The organism is Streptomyces sp. NPDC050610 (genome assembly GCF_040654875.1).
Taxonomy (GTDB): Bacteria; Actinomycetota; Actinomycetes; order Streptomycetales; family Streptomycetaceae; genus Streptomyces.
The window spans coordinates 154,682-175,611 of record NZ_JBFAIV010000010.1 but is presented as its reverse complement, the minus strand read 5'-3'; the positions used below and the strand labels follow the sequence as shown (position 1 = coordinate 175,611).

Here is a 20,930-nt window from a genome sequence, read left to right as displayed (position 1 = left end):
AGCAGCGCGCAGGACCCGATGGCCACCCCCGAGGGCGGCGCCGCCCCCGGCACCCCGCCCCGCCTCACCCACCTCGACGAGGCCGGCGCGGCCCGTATGGTCGACGTCTCCGCGAAGGACGTCACAGCCCGTACGGCCCGCGCCACCGGCCGCGTGCTGGTCGCACCACGCGTCGTGGAGCTGCTGCGCGGCGCCGGGGTCCCCAAGGGCGACGCCCTCGCCACGGCCCGCATCGCGGGCATCATGGGCGCCAAGCGCACCCCCGAACTGATCCCCCTCTGCCATCCGCTGGCGGTCTCGGGGGTGCGGGTCGACCTGACGGTCGCCGACGACGCCGTGGAGATCGCCGCCACTGTCAAAACCACCGACCGCACGGGCGTCGAGATGGAGGCGCTGACCGCCGTCACCGTCGCCGCGCTGACCGTGATCGACATGGTGAAGGCGGTCGACAAGGGGGCCGTCATCACGGACGTACGGGTCGAGGAGAAGAGCGGCGGCAAGTCCGGGACCTGGACCCGCACCGACCGGGAAGGCGGCGCGGCGTGAGCGCGGGCCCGGCGGCGTACCGCGCGATGGTCGTCACCGCCTCGAACCGGGCGGCGGCCGGCGTCTACCCGGACCGGGGCGGCCCGCTGCTCGCCGAGGGGCTGGCCGCGCTCGGCTTCGAGGTCGGCGAGGTGCGGGTGGTGCCCGACGGGGACCCCGTCGAGGAGGCGCTGCGGGAGGCGGTGGCGGCCTCGTACGACGTGGTGGTGACCACCGGCGGCACGGGCATCTCGCCCATGGACCGCACGGCCGACATGACCCGCCGCGTCCTGGACTACGAGATCCCCGGCATCCCTGAGGCCATCCGGGCGGAGGGGCTGGCGAAGGTCCCCACGGCCGCCCTCTCACGGGGGCTGGCCGGCGTCGCCGGGACGACGCTCATCATCAACCTCCCCGGGTCCACGGGCGGGGTCCGGGACGGCCTGGCCGTGCTGGGGCGGCTGTTGACGCACGCCGTCGACCAGATCCGGGGCGGGGACCACCCCAGACCCTCGGGGAGCACCAACTGAACGCCCCCTGGCCGGCCGAACTGGCGGACGGCGATACGTCACTGCGGCCCATAAGGCTGCGGGACCAGCGGGCGTGGCGGGAGGTCAACCGGCGCAACCGCGAGTGGCTGCGCCCCTGGGAGGCCACCATCCCGCCGCCACCGCCCGGCGGGCCGATGATCCACCGGCCGACGTACCGGCAGATGGTGCGCCATCTGCGCGCCGAGGCGCACGCGGGGCGCATGCTGCCGTTCGTCATCGAGCACCAGGGGCGGCTGGCCGGGCAGTTGACTGTGGCGGGGATCACCTGGGGGTCGATGTGCTCCGCCCATGTCGGCTACTGGGTGGACGAGGCCGTGGCCGGCCGCGGCGTCATGCCGACGGCCGTCGCCCTCGCGGTCGACCACTGCTTCCGAACGGTTGGGCTGCACCGCATCGAGGTATGCATCCGGCCGGAGAACGGACCCAGCCGCCGGGTCGTGGAGAAGCTCGGTTTCCGGGAGGAGGGACTGCGGCCGCGCTATCTCCACATCGACGGCGGCTGGCGGGACCACCTGGTCTATGTGCTGACGGCCGAGGAGGTCCCGGAGGGGCTGCTGACCCGGTGGCACCGCGTGCGGCCCAATGCTTCGCAGAAATAAAATAAGTGTTCGAATTTGACTGCCAAATGACCGCATTCGCGAGGTGCCGAACCAAACAATCACAAAAAAAGTTCGAGATATCGGCCAGATCGTGCGACACACCGCGCCAATTGGCGGATGTGCTTGCGCATGCCCCTCTACGGTGTGAAGCGTGAGCAGCAGCGGCCTCATCTACGCAGTCATCGTCGGGGCCTGGGCCGCCTACTTGGTGCCGATGTGGCTCCGTAGGCAGGACGAGCTCAATGAAGCCCGTCCGACGGAACGCTTCTCCACCGCCATCCGGCTGCTGTCCGGCCGGGCGGGGATGGAGCGCCGTTACGCCAAGGACCAGAAGGACCTGACGGACCTGGAGGGAAGCGCCTCCGACGACGCGGGAGACCCGACCGGGCCCCCCGCCGCCGAGCGGAGCGCGCCCGTGCCGGACGCCGCGACCGACAAGGTCGACGTCCGGTCCTTCGGCGCGCCCGCGCCCACTCCGGCTTCCACGGCCGCCGAGCGCGCCCGGCGCTCGAAGGTGCTCGCGCGCCGCCGGCGCACCACCGTGGTCCTCTTCCTCTGCTTCACCGTCGGCGCGGTCGTCGCCGGCGTCGGCGGCCTCGCCTTCCTGTGGGCCCCCGCCGTACCGGCCGCGCTGCTCAGCGCGTACATCGTCTACCTGCGGGTCCAGGAGAAGCGCCGGTTCGCCTTCACCATGGACCAGCGCCGCGCCGAACTCGCCGCCCAGCGGCTGCGAGAGGGCCGCCCACACCCTCGGCCGGCGGCGGAGTCGCCCACCATCGCCGACGCCCCGGCTGACCCCGCCGCCCAGCCCCGCACCGAACCCGACGCCCCCCCGCCGCCCGCGCCCTCCGTGCACGCGGCCGGGCGGCGCGCCCTCGTGGAGCAGACCGACCACGCCGAGTGGGTGGACCAGCAGCGCGAGCGCGGCCGGGGCGGTGCGGGCGAGAGCTGGGAGCCCGTGCCCGTACCGCTGCCCACGTACGTCACCGCGCCGGTCGCCCCGCGCGCGAGCGGCAGCGTCGACCTCGGCGCCCCGGACACCTGGAGCTCGGCCCGCTCCAGCCCCGCCGAGCCCGCCCCGGAACAGCCCGAGGAGCAGCCGGCCCCCGAGCCGCAGCGCTCGCCCCGCGCCCGCCGCCGCACCCGCGACCGGGGCCGCACCCCGCTCTTCGACCAGTACGCCGACGACGACCGCCCGCGTGCCGCCAACGAGTGAGGCGTCCCTCCTGGCACTCCGTCGCTGACCAGGAGGGGAGCGGATTTCCGCGTACGCCGATCGGGGTGCTAGAGTTTCACTCGTTGCAAGGGCCTGTGGCGCAGTCTGGTAGCGCACCTCGTTCGCATCGAGGGGGTCTGGGGTTCAAATCCCCACAGGTCCACCGCAATGACCGTTCCCGAGTTCGCTCGGGGGTGGTTGACGGAATCCCGTCCGATCTGATTGATCGGGCGGGATTTCTTCGTTTTCGGTCCGGGCGAGAGGCTTGGTTTCGGAGCTTGGGACGCTGGTGGCCGGTGTGAGCGTGAGTAGGGCCACAGGTGAACGCCTCCGGCTGAGGCGGGGCGTCCCTCGGGTCTCGGCTGGAGCGCTCAAAACTGGTCACCTATTCGGATAAACAATTTGCAGGGCAACATCACTGCATCGAGGTAATCCCACGGGCTCTCCCGGCCGATCGGCCGTGGCGGCCACTACGGTTCCCCGAGGTCGGCACGGATTCTCCGGGCAACTCGCCCCCTGTGCCCTCGCCCGAGCCGTCGCCGTGTGCGTACGCCCGGCCCCACCTCCATGAAGGGGAGCCCGCCCGATGTCCACTGAGACCAGCCCGGAACCGCGGCTGGACGCGCCCCGGCAGTCCAGCCTGAGCACCGAGGCCGCCCGCAACCTCGCCACCACGACCAAGACCGTCCCGCAGATGCAGGGGATCAGCTCCCGGTGGCTGCTGCGGGCGCTTCCTTGGGTCGAGGTCGGGGGCGGCACGTACCGGGTGAACCGGCGGCTGAGTTACACCGTCGGCGACGGGCGGATCGAGTTCGTCCAGGACGGCGCCGACGTCCGGGTGATCCCCCGGGAGCTCGGCGAACTGGCCCTGCTGCGCGGCTTCGAGGACGTCGAGGTGCTGACCGCGATCGCGGACCGGTGCGTGCGGCGCGACTTCCGCGCCGGTGAGGTGCTGGTCGAGCGCGGCGCCTCCGCCGAGCAGATCCACCTGATCGCCCACGGCCGCGTCCGCCTGACCTCCGCCGGCGAGTACGACGACGAGGTGCGCGTCGCGGTGGTCGCCGACGGCGACCGGTTCGGCGAGAGCGCCCTTCTGGACGACGACGCCGGCTGGGACCACACGGCCACCGCCGAGACCGCCGGCACCCTTCTGACCCTCTCCCGGGCCGACTTCGCCGCCGTGCTGGCCGGGGCGCCGGGCCTACAGGCGCACATCGAGCGGTTCCGCGCGCTTGCCGGGCAGCCGCAGAATCGTCACGGCGAGGCCGATATCGCGATGTCGGCCGGCCACGCCGGGGAGGTGGCGCTGCCGAGCACCTTCGTCGACTACGAGCTCAAGCCGCGCGAGTACGAACTCTCCGTGGCGCAAACGGTTCTCCGGGTCCACACGCGGGTCGCCGATCTCTACAACGACCCGATGAACCAGACCGAGGAACAGCTCAGGCTCACCATCGAGGCGCTGCGCGAGCGCCAGGAGCACGAGATGATCAACAACCGGGAGTTCGGGCTGCTCCACAACGCCGACTTCAAGCAGCGGATTCAGCCGCACTCCGGCCCGCCCACCCCCGACGACCTCGACGAACTGCTCAGCCGCCGCCGCGGTACCAAGGTCTTCCTCGCCCACCCCAAGGCGATCGCCGCGATCGGGCGCGAGTTCAACGCCCGCGGGCTCTACCCGGCCCATGTCGACCTCGGTGGGCAGCAGGTCCCGGCCTGGCGCGGGGTCCCGATCCTGCCGTGCAACAAGATCCCCGTCAGCGAGGAGGGGACCAGCTCGATCCTGGCCATGCGTACCGGCGAGGACGACCAAGGCGTCGTCGGACTGCACCAGACGGGGCTGCCGGAGGAGTACGAGCCGGGCCTCTCGGTGCGCTTCATGGGCATCAGCGAGCAGGCGATCATCTCGTACTTGGTCAGCGCCTACTACTCCGCCGCCATTCTCGTGCCCGACGCACTCGGCGTGCTGGAGAACGTCCAGACCGCCCGCCGGGGCGACTAGCGGGCCCGTACGACGGCCGACGACGAACCCGAGCCCGGGCCGGGCCAGCATGCCCGGGGCCGGGGTCGCCCATCCACCTCATCAAGGAGCCATGGATGCCCGTTCCTGGGGTTTCCCTTCCTCCGCCGAGGCCGCCTGCCACCGCGGCCGGGCTCGGCGTCCGTTCCCAATCCCATACCGGCGGCGGCGAGGCCGGTGTCCCGGCCGCGGGCGCCGCTCGGGCCGCCCTGACCTCCCGGCCCTCCTTGCCAGGACCGCCCGTCGGACCTCTCCGCAAGGGCGCTCCCGTGCCCGCCGGCGGTTCGGGGGGAGGGGCGCCGGTTCAGTCCGTGAGGGAGAGCGCTGCCGGGGCGAGTCCGTCGCGGCCCACCGTGGAGCGGCTGCTGGGCGGCCCCAGCGGTCTGGGCACGGCAGGGCTGCGCCTGGCCCGACTGGTCCGGAGCGAAGAGCCGTTGGCAGCCGGCGCGCGCCCGGAGAGTGCGCGGCCGGAGGGCGCGCCGGCGGCGGGTGATCCGGTCCCGGGGCTCTACCACCACCCGGTGCCGGAGCCCGATCCGGTGCGGGTCGAGGAGGTCAGCCGCAGGATCAGGGCGTGGGCCGTGGACGAGGTCCAGGCGGTGCCCCCGGAGTGGCAGGACCAGTTCGACGGCTTCTCCGTCGGCCGGTACATGGTCGCCTGCCATCCGGACGCCCCCACCGTCGACCACCTGATGATCGCCACCCGGCTGATGGTCGCCGAGAACGCGGTCGACGACTGCTACTGCGAGGACCACGGCGGCTCGCCCGTCGGTCTCGGCAGCCGCCTGCTGCTGGCCCACACGGCGCTCGACCCGCTGCACACGACGGCGGAGTACGGGCAGGCGTGGGAGGAGTCGCTCCAGTCGGACGCCCCCCGGCGCGCCTACCGCTCCGCCATGGACTACTTCCTCCGGCAGTCCAGCCCCTCGCAGGCCGACCGGTACCGGCACGACATGGCCCGGCTGCACATGGGGTACCTGGCGGAGGCCGCCTGGGGTCAGACGGGGCACATGCCCGAGGTGTGGGAGTACCTGGCGATGCGTCAGTTCAACAACTTCCGCCCCTGCCCCACGATCACCGACACCGTCGGCGGCTACGAGCTCCCGGCGGACCTGCACGCCCAGCCGGCCATGCAGCGGGTCATCGCGCTCGCCGGGAACGCGACCACGATCGTCAACGACCTGTACTCGTACACCAAGGAGCTCAAGAGTCCGGGCACGCACCTCAACCTGCCCGTGGTGATCGCACAGCGCGAGAACCTCTCCGACCGGGACGCCTATCTGAAGGCGGTCGAGGTCCACAACGACCTCATGCGCGCCTTCGAAGCCGAGGCCGCCGGCCTGGCCGCCGCCTGTCCCGTATCGACCGTGCTGCGGTTCCTGCGGGGCGTGGCCGTCTGGGTCGACGGCAACCACTACTGGCACCGGTCCAACACCTATCGCTACAGCCTGCCCGACTTCTGGTAAGGAATGGATACACGCGTGACCAGCATCGAGCACACCACCGCCCAGGGCACCACCGCATTCGTCCCCTCCCCGGCGTCGCCCTACCAGGGCGACATCGCCCGCTACTGGGACCAGGAGGCCAGGCCCGTGAACCTGCGCCTCGGCGACGTCGACGGGCTGTACCACCACCACTACGGCATCGGCGACATCGACCGCGCCGCCCTCGGGGACGCCGCCGACAGCGCGTACGAGAAGAAGCTGATCGCCGAGCTCCACCGGCTGGAGTCGGCGCAGGCCGAAGTCCTCATGGACCACCTCGGCTCCATCGGGAGCGGGGCCACGCTCGTCGACGCCGGCTGCGGCCGGGGCGGTTCGATGGTGATGGCCCACCAGCGGTTCGGCTGCCACGTCGAGGGCGTCACCCTGTCGGCCAAGCAGGCCGACTTCGCCAACCGGCGCGCCCGCGAACTCCGCGTCGACAGCCATGTGCAGGCGCGCGTGTGCAACATGCTCGACATGCCCTTCGGCACCGGGCAGGTCAGCGGCTCGTGGAACAACGAGTCGACCATGTACGTCGATCTGCACGACCTCTTCGCCGAGCACTCCCGCATCCTGGAGGTCGGCGGGCGCTACGTGACCATCACGGGCTGCTGGAACCCGCGCTACGGCCAGCCCTCGAAGTGGGTCTCCCAGATCAACGCGCACTTCGAGTGCAACATCCACTCCCGCCGCGAGTACATGCGCGCCATGGCCGACAACCGTCTCGTACCGCAGACCGTCGTCGACCTGACGGCCGCGACGCTGCCCTACTGGGAGCTGCGCGCCACGTCCTCCCTGGTCACCGGCATCGAGGAGGCGTTCATCAACTCCTACCGGGACGGCTCCTTCCAGTACCTCCTGATCGCGGCCGACCGGGTCTGACCCGGCACCGCTCGCTCTGAGGGGCCGGGCCCGTCACGTCATTCCGACGGGTCCGGCCCTTTCCGCGGCATCGCGCCGTCGGGGGCCGCGGTCGCGGAGCCGCTCCGTGTGTGCGGGTTCCGCGGCAGCGGAACTGCTCCGTGTGTGCGGGGGCTCTCTCCGGCGGTCGTCGGTCATGCGGCCGTGGCCGGAGCACGGGGACGCGCGCGCTGCCCGGGTGCCTCGTACCCAGGCGGCATACGCCCTGGTCGGCCGGGTGCGGTCGGCCCAGACTCGGTGGCGGATCGGAGCGATCCGCCACGGGCACTTCGTGCCTCACCGGGAGGAAGAGCGGGCATGACAGACGCAGCCAAGGTCGTACTGGTCACCGGGGCGAGCAGCGGGATCGGCGAGGCGACCGCGCGTCGGCTCGCCGCCGACGGCCACCGCCTGTTCCTCGGCGCGCGGCGCACCGATCGTCTCGCGGCGCTGGCCGAGGAGATCGCCGGCGCGGGCGGTGCCGCGGCGTTCCAGCGGCTCGATGTCACGGACGCCGACGACGTCCGGTCCTTCGTGTCCGCCGCCCGCGAGCGGTACGGCCGCGTGGACGCGCTGGTCGGCAACGCGGGAGTGATGCCGCTCTCGCCGCTCGCGGAGCTGAGGGTCGACGAGTGGGACCGGATGATCGACGTGAACGTGCGGGGGATTCTGCACGGTATCGCCGCCGCCCTGCCCGTTATGCGGGCTCAAGGCGGCGGGCACATCGTGAACGTCGCCTCCGTCGGCGCGTACGAGGTCACCCCTACGGCGGCCGTCTACTGCGCCACCAAGTCCGCTGTCCGCGCGATCTCCGAAGGGCTTCGCCAGGAGTCCGCGGGCGATGTCCGGGTCACCCTCGTCTCCCCGGGGGTGACGGAGTCGGAGCTGGCCGACAGCATCTCCGACCCTGCCGCCAGGGAGGCCATGAAGACCTACCGGGCCGTGGCGCTGCCCGCTTCCGCCGTCGCGGACGCCATCGCCTACGCCCTGTCCCAGCCTGCCGGGGTCGACGTCAACGAGATCGTGGTCCGGCCTGCCGCGAGCGCCCAGTAGCGGGGCGCCGGGCGTGCCTTGACGGAATTAGTTGTACGCCACACAATCGTTGTTATGAGTACAAGTAATTGTGGGGAAGTGCTTCTGATCGGCGCCTCTCGTGGGCTCGGGCTCGCGCTGGCTCGTGAGTGGGTCCGCCGTGGATGGCATGTCGTGGCCACCGTGCGCGGTTCCGCCCGTACCGCTCTGCACGACCTCGCCGACGAAAAGGCCGGGCGGATCGAGATCGAGACCGTCGACATCACCGAACCCGCGCAGGTCGCGGCGTTGGACACGCGCCTGGCGGGCCGGATGTTCGATCTGCTCTTCGTGAACGCCGGCGTCACCAATCAGCCCGAGGGCACGGTGGCGGAGACGTCCACCGAGGAGTTCAACCGGGTCATGGTCACCAACGCGCTGAGTCCGCTGCGCGTCGTCGAGGCGTTGCAGGACCGGGTGGCCGAGCCCGGGGGCACGATCGCGGTGATGTCCTCGGGGCAGGGCAGCGTGGCCGACAACGAGCGCGGCGGTCACGAGGTGTACCGGGGCAGCAAGGCCGCGCTCAACACGTTCATGCGCAGCTATGCGGCCCGGCACGGCGAGGACCGCCGGACCCTGGTCCTCATGGCGCCGGGCTGGGTGCGTACGGACATGGGCGGCCCGGACGCCCGGTACGGCATCGACGAGAGCATTCCGAACGTGGTCAGGACGCTCGACGGGCTGCGGGGCGAACCCGGGCTGCACTACGTCGACTTTCTCGGCCGGGCGGTAGCGTGGTGAGTGCGGCGCGTCGAGCGCCGTGCACCTGACATGGCGCCTTGGGCCGCCGAGGTACCGAGGGACACGGGAGAGACGACCGATGGCAGCCACCTCGTCGGGGTCAGCGGGATCGGTGGGGTTGCCGGGATCTTCGGGGCCTGGGGGGACTGGGGGTCCTTCGGGGGCGGAGGGTTCTTCGGGATCGGGGGGTTCCCCGGGGTCGCCGGATTCTTCGGGAGCGCCGGGATCTTCGGAAGTGCAGGGATCTTCGGGAGCGCCGGGCTCTTCAGGGCCGGCGGGGCGGGCGGCTGACCCCGTTCAGCAGGCGTGGGCGCTCATGCAGCGGTTCGTCGAGGCCCACAGCCGGCGGGGCGAGCTCGCCAAGGCGCTCGGGTTCCGCCTCGGCGGCGGCCGGGGCAAGATCCTCCTTCAGCTCCGGAACGGGCCGGTGACGCTCAGCCAGCTCGCGGAGGCGAACGGGCTCGACGCCCCGTACACGACCCTCATCGTCGACAAGCTGGAAGCCCACGACCTGGTCGAACGCCGTCCGCACCCCGGCGACCGGCGGCGCAAGCTGGTCACGCTCACGCCCGCCGGGCACCAGGCCATCGCGACCATCGACGCCATCCTGCTGCGCCCGCCCCCGGCCGTCGGCACCCTGTCCGGCGACGAACTCGATCAGCTCTCCCGGATCTTCTCCCGCCTCCTCGACGCGGACGGCGGCGACGGCGGGCCCTGCCGCTAGGCGTATTTGGCGTTTCGGTCGTTTCTGGTTCACCCCGGAGGTGAGCTCCCCGAGAACAGCTGTCATCGGAAACCCGCCGACCTGCGGGTCGTGACAGGGCGTGGCGGGCCGTGGCGTGGTGGATGCGCGGGATGGCCCGCCCCGGACCCGCGGCGGGCGCCGGCGCCGTCCCCCGGGGATAATTCGGCGACGATGCTTTACGGCCGGTGAAGCCGATGAGGTCGATCAAGCCGATGAGGTCGATCAAGCCGACGAGGTCGATCAAGCCGATGAAGCCGACGAGGCCGATGAAGCCGATGAGGGAGGAGCCGCTGATGCTGTTCCGGCAGCTGGAGTATTTCGTGGCGGTGGCCAAGGAGCGGCATTTCGCCCGTGCGGCCGAAGCCTGTTTCGTCTCGCAGCCCGCGCTGTCGGCGGCCATCGCGAAGCTGGAGCGCGAGCTGAACGTGACCCTGATCAACCGGGGGCACAACTACGAGGGGCTCACCCCCGAGGGCGAGCGGCTCGTCGTGTGGGCGAAGCGGATTCTCGCCGAGCAGGACGCGTTCAAGGCCGAGGTGGCCGCCGTGCAGTCGGGTATCACCGGGACGCTGCGGCTGGGTACGGACCCCACGGCGTCCACGACCCTGGCGCTCCCCGTGGCCGCGTTCCGGGCGGCGCACCCGCTGGCCAAGGTGCAGGTCAGTTCGCGGCTGTCGGCGAAGGAGCTGCACCGGCAGCTGCGCGAGTTCGAGCTGGACGCCGCCATCGCGCACTTCGGGCCCGAGGACCGGGAGGGCCTTCAGGTGCTGCCGCTCTACCAGGAGCGGTATGTGCTGCTGGCCTCCGAGGAGCAGCTGACGCCCCAGACCCACTCCATGACCTGGGCGGAGGCGGCGCAGTTGCCGCTCGCCCTGCTCACCCCGGATATGAGGGTCCGTCAGCTCATCGACGGGGTGTTCGCGGACAACGGGGTCGTGGTGACCCCGCAGCTGGAGACGGACTCGGTCGCCTCCCTCTACGCGACCGTCGGCGTCGGCGAGTGGGCGAGCATCGTGCCGCACACCTGGATGCGCGCGATGCCGGTGAGCGGCCGGACGCGGGCCGTACGTCTGGTCGACCCGGACGCCAGCGCGCAGGTCTCCGTCGCGATACACGCCGCGACCCCCGGTTCGGTGGTCGCCCGGGCGTTCATGAACGCCGCTACGGGCCTGTCCCTGGACGAGGTCTTCGAGCAGCCGCTGCCTTCGGAGCACCGGGGCAGGTGACGGGGAGGGATCGCTTGAAGACTCCGGCGATCCCTCCCCTCAGTGCGCGTACCGGCTCCAGCGCGCGGGGATCGGGCTCAGCCCGCGTACCGGGCCTCCACCGCCGAACGGTCCAGGCCGCCCTTGGCCGTGTGCGGCAGCTCCGGGACGATCTTCAGCCGCTCCGGCACCTCGAAGGCGGACAGCCGGTCCCGGCAGTACCGCAGGATCTGCTCGGCGCCGGCGCTCTCGCCGCCGCGCGGGCCCCCGCGTACGACCACGGCGGCGCCGACCCGCTGCCCGTAATGCGCGTCGGGCACGGCGAACACGGCCGCCTCGGCGACGCCGGGGCAGCCGGCCAGGATGTCCTCGACGTGCTCGGGCGAGATCTTCTCGCCGCCGCGGTTGATGAGGTTCTTGATGCGTCCGGTGAGGAACAGGTATCCGTCCTCGTCCAGCGAGCCCAGGTCGCCGGTGCGCAGCCATCCGTCGGCGAAAGCGTGCGACGTCTCGGCCGGATCGGCGAGGTAGCCGCGGGCCACGGTCGGGCCCTGCACCTGGACCTCGCCCTGGACGCCCGCCGGGCACGGCTGCCCGTCGCGGTCGAGGACGCGGAGGGCGACCCCGGTCGGCCGGCCGACGGAACCGTGCTTCAAGGTGCCGCGCCGCGGCAGCGGTTCGCTGGCCGCCTGGTGCGCGGACTCGGTCATTCCGTACGCGGAGAGCAGCGGCGCGCCGAGGGTGCGTTCCAGCGCCCGCTGCGTGGCCGTGTTCAGCGGGGCGCTGCAACTGCGTACGAACCTCAGCGGCGCGAGCTCCGGGCCCGGGTATTCGGTCGCCGCCCGGTCCAGCAGGATCTCGTGGATGGTCGGGACGGCGGTGAACCACGTGGCGGACACCGATCGCACGTCGCTCCAGAACGTACGGGCCGAGAACCGACCCCGTTCCGGCAGCAGCACCCGGCCGCCGCCGGCCAGGGAGGACAGGAGCGCCGCGAACAGCCCGTGGCCGTGGAAGAACGGCATCACGGCGACCGTCGCGTCGGCCGGCCCCAGTTCGTACGTGGCGCAGATGCCCCGTATGGAAGCGGCCACGTTGGCGCGGGACAGTGGCACCATCTTGGCCCGGTCCGTGGTCCCCGCCGTGAACAGGACGAGGGCGTCGTCGGCCGTCAGCTCGCGCGACGCGCCCGTGCCCGCGGGGGCCGGGGGAGCGGTGGTGTCGAGGGCGGCCGTCGCCGTACCCGTGGCGGAGACGGTCACGCGCAGCGGCCAGACGGGCGTGTCGACCCGGGCGACGGGCGCGGCGCCGGTCGCGGGCGGGCCGAGCAGGACCGTCCGCGCCCCCAGCGCGTCGAGCCGGGCGGAGAGCTGCGGGCCGGGCAGCGCCGGGTCCATCGGGGCGACCACCAGCCCGGCCCGCGCCGTGCCCAGCAGCCCCACCGCGAACTCGGCGGTGTTGGCGCAGACGAGGGCGACCACGTCACCGCGGCGCAGCCCCGCGGCGGTCAGCCGCGCCGCCACGTCGTCGGCCGACGCGGCCAGGGCCCCGTACGACAGGGGCAGCCGCTCGCCGCCCACGACGAGCGCCGGCGCGCCGGGGTCCTCGCGCGCCGGCCGGTCGAGGAGGTCGTCGAGGCCCGTGAGCGCCGGGGGCCGGTAGCGGTTCGTGTCGGGCGCGGGCGCCGCGGTCGGTACGGCCATGACCACCGCCTCCTCCTGTCGTCGGGTCGTGGAACCGGGGCGGCCTCGGGGGCGGCCCGGTTGTGGGAGCGGAACCTCGAAAGTCGTGGAAGCGGTTCTTCGGCGGCCGGGGCCGGCCCGCCGAACGGTGCTCTCGGATCTTCGGAAGCTCTCCTAAGCGAGCCTGCGCGGGCGCGGCGTGGCCGTCCAATACGCGCTGGTGAACGACCGATAGCGAGCTTCTATCAACGGCCCTGAGAGGCCGCGTCACCCGCCCTGACCAGGGCTCGATAAACGCCGGTTATCGGCTGGTCGCCGATGAATCTTGGACGCGGCCGCACCCGCTGCGGATGGTGGAAGACGAAGCCGAAAAGGCCAGACCGCCCAAGGAGGTCCTCGGACCATGACCGCCCCCACCGCACCGGAGACCGCCGCTGCCGCCGAAGCCGGCGCCGCTGCCGACACCGATGCACAGCCCGAGCTCACCGACGGCTACCACCTGGTCGTCGACGCGCTCAAGCTCAACGACATCGACACCATCTACGGGGTGGTCGGCATCCCGATCACCGATCTGGCCCGCCTCGCGCAGGCGCAGGGCATCCGCTACATCGGCTTCCGGCACGAGAGCAACGCCGGGCACGCGGCGGCCGCCGCCGGGTACCTCACCAAGAAGCCGGGCGTGGCCCTCACGGTCTCCGCGCCGGGCTTCCTCAACGGGCTGGTCGCGCTGGCCAACGCCACCACGAACTGCTTCCCGATGGTGCAGATCTCCGGCTCCAGCGAGCGCCACCTCGTCGACCTCAAGCAGGGCGACTACGAGGAGATGGACCAGCTCGCCGCCGCCCAGCCGTTCTGCAAGGCCGCGTACCGGGTGAGCCGCGTCGAGGACATCGGCCGCGGCATCGCCCGCGCGCTGCGCACCGCGATCTCCGGCCGCCCCGGCGGCGTCTACCTCGACATCCCGGCCGCCGTGCTCGGCTCGGTCCTCGACGCGCGGACGGGCGCGGCCACGCTGAGCCGCCTCGTCGACCCCGCGCCGCGCCAACTGCCCGCGCCCGACGCGGTGGACCGGGCGATCGAGCTCCTGGCGGGCGCCGAGCGGCCGCTGGTGATGCTCGGCAAGGGGGCCGCGTACGCGCAGGCGGACGACCGTATCCGCGAGTTCATCGAGTCCACCGGCATCCCGTACGTGCCGATGTCGATGGCCAAGGGGCTGCTGCCCGACGGCCACCCGCAGTCCGCGGCCACCGCCCGTTCGCTGGCGCTGAAGAAGGCCGACGTCGTGATGCTGGTGGGCGCGCGGCTCAACTGGCTGCTGGGCCACGGCGAGGCGCCGCAGTGGAACCCCGACGCGAAGTTCATCCAGGTGGACATCGAGCCGAAGGAGATGGACAGCAACCAGCCCATCGCCGCCCCGCTCGTCGGGGACATCGGGTCGGTCTTCGAAGCGCTCGCCGAGCGGACCAAGCCCGGTGAGATCACGGCGCCCGCCGCCTGGCGGGAGGAACTGGCCGCGCGCTCGGCGAAGAACGTCGCCAAGATGGCGGACCGGCTGGCGGCCGACCCGCACCCCATGCAGTTCATGGGCGCCCTGAAGGCCGTACGCGACGTGGTGCACGAGCGCCCCGAGACGTACATCGTCAACGAGGGCGCCAACGCGCTGGACATCGCCCGCAATGTGATCGACATGCAGGTGCCGCGGCACCGCCTCGACAGCGGCACCTGGGGCGTCATGGGCATCGGCATGGGCTACGCCATCGCCGCGGCCGTCGAGAGCGGAGCGCCGGTCGTGGCCGTGGAGGGCGACAGCGCCTTCGGGTTCAGCGGCATGGAGCTGGAGACGATCTGCCGCTACAAGCTGCCCGTCGTCACGATCATCCTCAACAACGGCGGCGTCTACCGGGGCGACGACGTCAACCCGCTGGAGACCGACCCGTCGCCGACGACCCTGATGCTCCAGGCGCGCCACGACACGATGATCGAGGCGTTCGGCGGCAAGGGCTACCGCGCGACCACGCCCGCCGAGGTCACCGCCGCCCTCACCGAGGCGCTGGCCTCAGGCGGCCCCGCCCTCATCGACTGCGCGATCGACCCCTCGGCCGGGACCGAGAGCGGGCACATCTCGCACCTCAACCCGAAGGGCATCACCGTCGGCAACATCGCGCCGGCGAAGAAGTGAGCGCCGGGGCCGGAGCCGTACCTCTGCCCCTATACGCACGCCCCCGCACATCCCACCCGCACACCGAGAACACTCACGAGAAGGAAGCCGCCATGAGTGAGAAGCCGCTCGCAGGAATCAAGGTGATCGACTTCACCGGGGTCCAGGCCGGCCCCGCGTGCACCCAGCTGCTCGCCTGGTTCGGCGCCGACGTCATCAAGGTCGAGCGCACCAACGGCGGCGATGTGACCCGCCGTCAGCTGCGGGACATCCCCGACGTGGACGCCCTCTACTTCACCATGCTGAACAGCAACAAGCGCTCGCTGGCCATCAACACCAAGGCCCCCGAGGGCAAGGAGGTCATGGAGAAGCTGATCCGCGGGGCCGACATCCTCGTGGAGAACTTCGCGCCGGGCGCCATGGACCGCATGGGCCTCGGCTGGGACCACATCCACGAGCTCAACCCCCGGCTGATCCTCGGTTCGGTCAAGGGCTTCAACGAGGACTCGCCCTGGTCCGACCTCAAGGTCTACGAGAACGTCGCGCAGGCCGCCGGCGGCGCCGCGTCCACCACCGGGTTCTGGGACGGCCCGCCGACCATCAGCGGCGCGGCCCTCGGCGACAGCAACAGCGGCATGCACCTGATGATCGGCCTGCTCACCGCGGTCATCCAGCGCAACGCGACCGGGGTGGGCCAGAAGGTGTCGGTGTCCATGCAGGACGCCGTGCTCAACCTCTCCCGCGTCAAGCTCCGCGACCAGCAGCGGCTGGAGCGGCTCGGCTACCTGGAGGAGTACCCGCAGTACCCGAACGGCGAGTTCGGCGACGCCGTGCCGCGCGGCGGCAACGCGGGCGGCGGCGGCCAGCCCGGCTGGGTCCTCAAGTGCAAGGGCTGGGAGACCGACCCCAACGCGTACATCTACTTCACCGTCCAGGAGCAGAACTGGGCGCGCACCTGCGAGGCCATCGGCAAGCCCGAGTGGATCGACGACCCGGAGTACGCCACCGCCCTCGCGCGGCAGCCGCACATCTTCGACATCTTCGCCGACATCGAGAAGTGGCTCGCCGACAAGACGAAGTACGAGGCCGTCGACATCCTGCGCACCTTCGAGGTGCCCTGCGCGCCCGTGCTCAGCATGAAGGAGATCGCCGTCGACCCGGCGCTGCGCAAGAGCGGCTCGGTCGTCGAGGTCGAGCAGAAGGACCGCGGCACGTACCTGACCGTGGGCAGCCCGATCAAGTTCTCCGACTTCACGCCGGACATCGCCGGTTCGCCGCTGCTCGGCGAGCACACCGACGAGGTCCTCGCGGATCTCGGCTACGACGCCGACGCCATCGCCAAGCTGCATGACGGGCAGGTCGTCGCCTGACCGAACGGCGGCCCGACCGGGGGTGCCCCGCACGCGTTCCCCGCGTGCGGGGCACGCGTGTGCGTACCGCCACGCCTGTGTGTACCACCGCGTACGCCGTTCGGGTCAGGCCGGACGCCCGCGGGCCGGGGCCGGGCTACCCAAGCCCTTCCGCGCTCTCTACGGTGGCACCGGCGGCTTCATGAACGTCATGACGGCCGTGCGGGCACAGAACAGAGGGGGCACCGTGGAAGCTGAGTTGGCGGCGCTGGCGGCGTCGGGGGCGACCACCGTGGTCGGGCTCATGGCGTCCGACGCGTGGACGCAGGCGAAACAGCGGCTGGCGCGGTTCTTCGCCCGCGACGGGGACGAGAGCGCGGCCGACGGCGAACTGGAGCTCTCCTGCGAGGAACTGACGGCCGCCCGCGACGGGTCGGACGAGCGCACCGCCGCCGACATCGAGGCCGACTGGCGGCAGCGGCTGCGGTACGTGCTCCGTACGGACCCGGCCGCGGCCGACGAGCTGCGAGCCCTGCTGGCCGAGCTGGACCCGGCGGCGGCGGACGGGCGGGGCGGCGGCTCGGTGGCCAACACCGTCAGCGGCGGCGTGCAGCACGGCCCCATCGTCCAGGTGCGGGACGTCTCCGGCGGCATGACCTTCCACATGCCGGGGGCCGTGCAGCCCGGGCCGGACGCGCAGGGGCCGCGGTGAGCGACGTCTCCGACGGGCGCGCCGCGGCGCAGCACGTCACCAACGAGCTGTCCGGGAACGTGTACGGGCCGAGCGTGCAGGCCGGGCAGATCCACGGCGGGATCGCCTACACCATTGTTCAGCCGCCCGGGCCCGAGAGCCGGCCGAAACCGGATCAAGTGCCGCCGCTGACCGCCCGGTTCGTCAACCGGACGCGGGAGCTGACCGCCCTCGACGGGTGGCTGAGCGGCAGCGGCGCAGGGGGCGCGGGGATCGGCCTGGGCCTCCTCACCGGCCTGCCGGGCGTCGGGAAGACGGCCACCGCCTGCCGGTGGGCGCAGCTCTCCCGCGACCTGTTCCCGGACGGGCAGATCTACATCGACTTCTCGGCCCTGCGCGACGGCGAGGGCGCCGACGTCTCCGAGGCGGTCGCGCAGGGCCTTCGGGCCCTCGGGGTCGACAACGCGTTCATGCCGGACTCGCTCGCCGAGCGGACCGCGCTGTTCCGGACGCACTCCGCCGGCCGCCGCGTGCTCGTCGTCCTCGACGACGTGAACCACCCCGCGCAGGTCAGACCCCTCGTGCCGAAGGGGCCGGGCAGCGCGTTGCTCGTCACGAGCAACGCCCGGCTCGGCGAACTCACCCTCGACGGAGCCCGGTTGATGCCGCTCGACCCGCTCGACCACGAGGGCGGCATGCGGCTGCTCGCCGCGCGGTGCGGCGAGGACGCCGTGGCGGCGGAGCCCGCGGCCGCCGAGCGGCTGGTCGAGCTGTGCGGCGGGCTGCCGGTCGCGCTGCGCGTCGTCGCGGCGCGGCTGGTGGCCTCGCCCCGGCTGACCATGACCAGGCTGGCGGACGAACTCGCCGACGAGACGCGGAGGCTGACCGGAATGGCTTTACGAGGAGAGAAGCGGGGAGAGGGACGAGGAGAGCAGCGAGGGGAGCACTCGGTGTCCGCGGTGCTCGGCCCCGCCTACCGGGAGCTGGAGCCGGCCGCCGCCCGCCTGTACCGGCTGCTGGGCTGGCTGCCCGCCCGCACCTTCGACCACGGCACGGCCGCCGTCGCCGCGGACCTCGGCCCGGCGGACGCCGAACCCCTGCTGGACGATCTGGTCGCGGCGAGCCTGCTCGACGTCACCCCCGAGGGCCGCTACCGCCAGCACGACCTCGTACGGCTGCACGCCCGCGAGCGCGCCGCCGAAGAGGAGCCGGAGGCCGGGCGGCGCGCCCTGACGGAACGGGTGGTCACGCATTACCTCGCCCTCACCGCGCTCGCCGACCGCGCCATCCGCGCCGACCGGCTGCGCGTCGCCGATCTCGACGGCTTCCTGAGCGGCGCTCCCGACCCTTTCGCGGACGCGGACGCGGATGCGGATGCGGACACGGACCTGGCCGCCGGCCCGCCGCCGCTGGCCTGGCTGGAGGCCGAGCGCGCCAACATCCTCGCCGTGCTGCGCGAAGCCGCCCGGTACGGGCTGCACACGCCCGTATGGCAGCTGGCGGAAGCCTTCACCGTCCTCTTCCTGCACCACAGGCACCTGGCGGACTGGAAGGAGACCCTGGAGATCGGCGCGGCCGCGGCCACCGAGTCCGTGGCGCCCGCCGCCGAGGCGCGGCTGCGCAGCCTGTTGTCCCGGCCGCTGATGGACCTCGGCGCGTACGACCGGGCGCGTACGGAACTGGAGGCGGCCGTCGCGTGCGCCGACGTCTCCGGGCACACGGTGCTGCGGGCGTCCGTGCAGGAGTTCTCCGGCCGGTACTGGGACCGGTTCGACCCGGCCCGCGCCATGGCCGCGTACCAGCTCTCCCTCGACCTCAACACCGAGGCGGGGGAGGGGCGCGGCGCCGCCATCGCCGCCTACTTCCTGGGATGCGCGCGGGACGCGGGCGGCGATCACCGCGGCGCGCTGGACACCCTGCGCGACGCGTACGAGCGGCTGGCGGAGCGCGGCGACAGCCGCATGGCCGCCCGGGCACTCGCCGCTATGGGCGCGGCCCACGACCACGCGGGCGAGACCGCGGCGGCGGTACGGGCGCTGACCGAGGCGGCGCGGGTGCTGCGCGAGGGGGACGCGACCCACTACGAGGCGCAGGCGCTGGTGCTGCTGGCGGACGTCGAGGAGCGTACGGGCGGCGGGCGGGCGGCCGTACGGGCACACCTGACCAGGGCCTTCGAGATCTACTCGGCGGGCGGCAGCCCGGCGGCGGAGGCGCTGTGGGCGCGGCTGGAGGGGCTGGAGGGGCTGGAGGGTCAGGGGAGCTGAGCGATCGGGCGGAGGCGCAGGGCCACGTCCTCCTCGCGCACCGCCCCTACGCGCAGGGTCACGACCGTGCCGTCCAGCGGGATGCCCGCGCGCAGGCAGGTGTAGATCACGGCGGCGCACAGGCCGGGGTCGGTGTCCGAGCCGGTGGCCGTCGCCTCCACCCTCCGCCCGTCGCGCAGCCCCGCCAGCGCGCCCCCGCCGTCCAGCGCCGCGAGGGCGAGGAAGCCGCCGGTGAACCCGGCCAGCGTCTCGTCGATCCAGCGCAGGGCGGCGACGGCGGACCGCGCGGGGGCGCGGTTGACCAGCACTGACGCGCTCTCCGCCAGCCGCTGGTCCCGCTCTGCCCCCACATCGCTCGCGAGGTGCGCGTAGACGCCCTCCGCCGTTTCCTCGTCGGCCGTGGGGTCTTCGACCGCTGCCGCGGGGCGGCGGCGGACCGTGACCGACCACTGTCCCGACTCGGCGGCGGTGGCGGCGCTGGTGACCACGCGCCACGACGTCACGTCGGCGGCGGGCGAGGCGGCCGGCGCGGGGAGCGCGGTCAGGGGCGGCGCGGAGCGCGGTTCGGGCAGCTTCAGGAGCTCGTACACGGCGGTGCGCAGCCGCGCGACCGCCTGGCCCGGGTCCGCGAACGCCCGCCGCGCGATGTCCGCGTAGCGGTCCGGGGCGTGGGTCCGTACGGCCTCCTCGACCTGCTCGTACAGGTCGCCGTGCGGGTCGAGCCGCGGCGCGGCGCGGCCGAGTCCGGCGGCGGCCGTCTCCGGCACCGCGTCGCTGCCGAAGGCGGCGAGCAGTACGGGCTTGCCGAGCGCGGCCCCGTACAGGGTCACCGAGCCGTGGTCCCCTATGACGACGTCGGCGGCGGTGAGCGCGGGCCGCCAGTCGTGCACCGGCGACATCAGCAGCAGACCGGCGTCCACGGCCGGGGCCAGAATCCGGTGGGTTTCCCAATCGCCGTGCGCCGAGCGCACGTTGGGGTGGGTGATGGCCGCCAGCCGGTACTCGTCGTACGGCAGCGCCGCCAGCAGTCCGCGTACGAGGTCCGGGTCGCGGCCGAGCAGCGATGTGGGGCCCCAGGTGGAGCTGAGCACGGCCAGCCGCCGGCCGCCCGTGACGCCGAGCGCGCGCCGGTGCTCGCTCCGCCGCGGCAGGCCGCGCAGCAACTGGTCGAAGCAGGGGTCGCCGACGAGCAGGGTGCGCCCGGCGGTCTTGGGGTGCGCGGCGGCCAGCTGCTCCTCCTGCTCCGGATGGGAGACGGCCAGCCACGCCCGGCCCGCCTCCAGCAGCGCGTCCGGCACCATGCCGGAGAGGCGGCTGCGCGCGGAGCGGGAGTCCGGCACCAGTTTCTGGAAGCCGACGCCGTGCGGGAGTACGAGCACGGGGCAGTCGCCCGCCGGGACGTCGATGTTCTCGCTGGCGGAGACGATGAGGTCGGGTTCGATGTCGGCCAGCTGGCTCCAGGGCATGACGCGGCACCCGGCGTCGTGGAGCAGGTCGAGGACCCCGTCGCCGAAGGCGGAGGTGGGGTCGTACGCGAAGACGACGGTCAGCCGGTCGTCGCCGCGCAGGAGGTCCGGGAGGGTTTCGAGGACGCGTACGGTCGAGGTGACGGTGCGGGCGGCGGCTACGACGGTCTTGCGGCCGGGGAACGTGCGCCAGCGGTGGGCGTCGGGGCCCACGGGCGTACGGAGCGGGGGCGGGTTACCGCTCACGGCCCCCCTTCCCGGCTACC

General features: G+C 72.8%; 17 protein-coding genes and 1 tRNA gene. 16 read left to right on the top strand and 2 right to left on the bottom strand.

What is annotated here, in order from left to right:
• Nucleotides 1–18 precede the first annotated feature (18 nt).
• The 12 genes from moaC (at nt 19) to AB0I22_RS15480 (ending at nt 11,075) form a co-directional block, all read left to right on the top strand.
• Nucleotides 19–546 (top strand): cyclic pyranopterin monophosphate synthase MoaC, encoded by a 528-nt coding sequence (moaC, locus tag AB0I22_RS15535; protein ID WP_363131327.1) that lies wholly within the window; start codon nt 19–21, stop codon nt 544–546.
• Nucleotides 543–1,055 carry a MogA/MoaB family molybdenum cofactor biosynthesis protein gene (locus AB0I22_RS15530; protein ID WP_363131268.1) on the top strand — a complete coding sequence of 171 codons (513 nt, stop codon included), beginning with the start codon at nt 543–545 and terminating at the stop codon, nt 1,053–1,055. The genes moaC and AB0I22_RS15530 overlap by 4 nt, the downstream gene beginning before the upstream one ends.
• Nucleotides 1,052–1,675: a GNAT family protein gene (locus AB0I22_RS15525; RefSeq protein ID WP_363131326.1), complete on the top strand. Its 624-nt coding sequence runs from the start codon at nt 1,052–1,054 to the stop codon at nt 1,673–1,675. Before AB0I22_RS15530 ends, AB0I22_RS15525 begins: the two co-directional genes overlap by 4 nt.
• Before the next feature lie 151 nt (nt 1,676–1,826).
• Entirely contained in the window at nt 1,827–2,891 is a 1,065-nt protein-coding gene (locus AB0I22_RS15520; RefSeq protein ID WP_363131267.1) for a hypothetical protein, read from the top strand.
• A gap of 89 nt (nt 2,892–2,980) precedes the next feature.
• Nucleotides 2,981–3,054, top strand: a tRNA-Ala gene (locus tag AB0I22_RS15515).
• Between the two features lie 423 nt (nt 3,055–3,477).
• Nucleotides 3,478–4,890 carry a family 2B encapsulin nanocompartment shell protein gene (locus AB0I22_RS15510; protein WP_363131266.1) on the top strand — a complete coding sequence of 471 codons (1,413 nt, stop codon included), beginning with the start codon at nt 3,478–3,480 and terminating at the stop codon, nt 4,888–4,890.
• 245 nt (nt 4,891–5,135) lie between these two features.
• On the top strand, nt 5,136–6,374 hold the full coding sequence (locus AB0I22_RS15505) for a family 2 encapsulin nanocompartment cargo protein terpene cyclase (RefSeq protein ID WP_363131265.1): 1,239 nt from the start codon (nt 5,136–5,138) through the stop codon (nt 6,372–6,374).
• A 3-nt stretch (nt 6,375–6,377) separates the two neighbouring features.
• Nucleotides 6,378–7,274, top strand: a complete 897-nt coding sequence (locus AB0I22_RS15500) for a geranyl diphosphate 2-C-methyltransferase (protein ID WP_363131264.1) — start codon at nt 6,378–6,380, stop codon at nt 7,272–7,274.
• Between the two features lie 336 nt (nt 7,275–7,610).
• Nucleotides 7,611–8,345 carry an SDR family oxidoreductase gene (locus AB0I22_RS15495; RefSeq protein ID WP_363131263.1) on the top strand — a complete coding sequence of 245 codons (735 nt, stop codon included), beginning with the start codon at nt 7,611–7,613 and terminating at the stop codon, nt 8,343–8,345.
• Nucleotides 8,346–8,399: 54 nt separating this feature from the next.
• On the top strand, nt 8,400–9,104 hold the full coding sequence (locus AB0I22_RS15490; protein ID WP_363131262.1) for an SDR family NAD(P)-dependent oxidoreductase: 705 nt from the start codon (nt 8,400–8,402) through the stop codon (nt 9,102–9,104).
• A 316-nt stretch (nt 9,105–9,420) separates the two neighbouring features.
• Nucleotides 9,421–9,828 carry a MarR family transcriptional regulator gene (locus AB0I22_RS15485; RefSeq protein WP_363131261.1) on the top strand — a complete coding sequence of 136 codons (408 nt, stop codon included), beginning with the start codon at nt 9,421–9,423 and terminating at the stop codon, nt 9,826–9,828.
• A 314-nt stretch (nt 9,829–10,142) separates the two neighbouring features.
• On the top strand, nt 10,143–11,075 hold the full coding sequence (locus tag AB0I22_RS15480; RefSeq protein ID WP_363131260.1) for a LysR family transcriptional regulator: 933 nt from the start codon (nt 10,143–10,145) through the stop codon (nt 11,073–11,075).
• 77 nt (nt 11,076–11,152) lie between these two features.
• Here the strand turns inward: AB0I22_RS15480 and AB0I22_RS15475 are convergent, their stop codons facing one another.
• Nucleotides 11,153–12,757 carry a FadD7 family fatty acid--CoA ligase gene (locus AB0I22_RS15475; RefSeq protein ID WP_363131259.1) on the bottom strand — a complete coding sequence of 535 codons (1,605 nt, stop codon included), beginning with the start codon at nt 12,755–12,757 and terminating at the stop codon, nt 11,153–11,155.
• Between the two features lie 382 nt (nt 12,758–13,139).
• Here AB0I22_RS15475 and oxc point away from each other — a divergent pair, with 382 nt between their 5' ends.
• From oxc to AB0I22_RS15455, 4 genes are all read left to right on the top strand, one after another.
• A complete protein-coding gene (gene oxc / locus AB0I22_RS15470; RefSeq protein WP_363131258.1) occupies nt 13,140–14,915 on the top strand; it encodes an oxalyl-CoA decarboxylase in 1,776 nt (591 codons plus the stop codon).
• A gap of 92 nt (nt 14,916–15,007) precedes the next feature.
• Nucleotides 15,008–16,264, top strand: a complete 1,257-nt coding sequence (frc, locus tag AB0I22_RS15465) for a formyl-CoA transferase (RefSeq protein WP_363131257.1) — start codon at nt 15,008–15,010, stop codon at nt 16,262–16,264.
• Nucleotides 16,265–16,490: 226 nt separating this feature from the next.
• Entirely contained in the window at nt 16,491–16,955 is a 465-nt protein-coding gene (locus AB0I22_RS15460) for a hypothetical protein (protein ID WP_363131256.1), read from the top strand.
• The gene (locus AB0I22_RS15455; protein ID WP_363131255.1) at nt 16,952–19,198 is read left to right on the top strand and encodes an NB-ARC domain-containing protein; all 2,247 of its coding nucleotides are present in this window, start codon (nt 16,952–16,954) and stop codon (nt 19,196–19,198) included. The genes AB0I22_RS15460 and AB0I22_RS15455 overlap by 4 nt, the downstream gene beginning before the upstream one ends.
• Here the strand turns inward: AB0I22_RS15455 and AB0I22_RS15450 are convergent.
• Nucleotides 19,186–20,910, bottom strand: a complete 1,725-nt coding sequence (locus AB0I22_RS15450) for a hypothetical protein (RefSeq protein WP_363131254.1) — start codon at nt 20,908–20,910, stop codon at nt 19,186–19,188. The two genes, AB0I22_RS15455 and AB0I22_RS15450, sit on opposite strands and share 13 nt — an antisense overlap.
• Nucleotides 20,911–20,930: the final 20 nt, after the last annotated feature.

Coding starts and splice junctions, on each gene's coding strand:
- AB0I22_RS15500 (WP_363131264.1), top strand. CDS start 6,378: ATGGATACACGCGTGACCAGCATCGAGCACACCACCGCCCAGGGCACC.
- moaC (WP_363131327.1), top strand. CDS start 19: ATGGCCACCCCCGAGGGCGGCGCCGCCCCCGGCACCCCGCCCCGCCTC.
- AB0I22_RS15480 (WP_363131260.1), top strand. CDS start 10,143: ATGCTGTTCCGGCAGCTGGAGTATTTCGTGGCGGTGGCCAAGGAGCGG.
- AB0I22_RS15510 (WP_363131266.1), top strand. CDS start 3,478: ATGTCCACTGAGACCAGCCCGGAACCGCGGCTGGACGCGCCCCGGCAG.
- frc (WP_363131257.1), top strand. CDS start 15,008: ATGAGTGAGAAGCCGCTCGCAGGAATCAAGGTGATCGACTTCACCGGG.
- AB0I22_RS15485 (WP_363131261.1), top strand. CDS start 9,421: ATGCAGCGGTTCGTCGAGGCCCACAGCCGGCGGGGCGAGCTCGCCAAG.
- AB0I22_RS15495 (WP_363131263.1), top strand. CDS start 7,611: ATGACAGACGCAGCCAAGGTCGTACTGGTCACCGGGGCGAGCAGCGGG.
- AB0I22_RS15490 (WP_363131262.1), top strand. CDS start 8,400: ATGAGTACAAGTAATTGTGGGGAAGTGCTTCTGATCGGCGCCTCTCGT.
- oxc (WP_363131258.1), top strand. CDS start 13,140: ATGACCGCCCCCACCGCACCGGAGACCGCCGCTGCCGCCGAAGCCGGC.
- AB0I22_RS15475 (WP_363131259.1), bottom strand. CDS start 12,757: ATGGCCGTACCGACCGCGGCGCCCGCGCCCGACACGAACCGCTACCGG.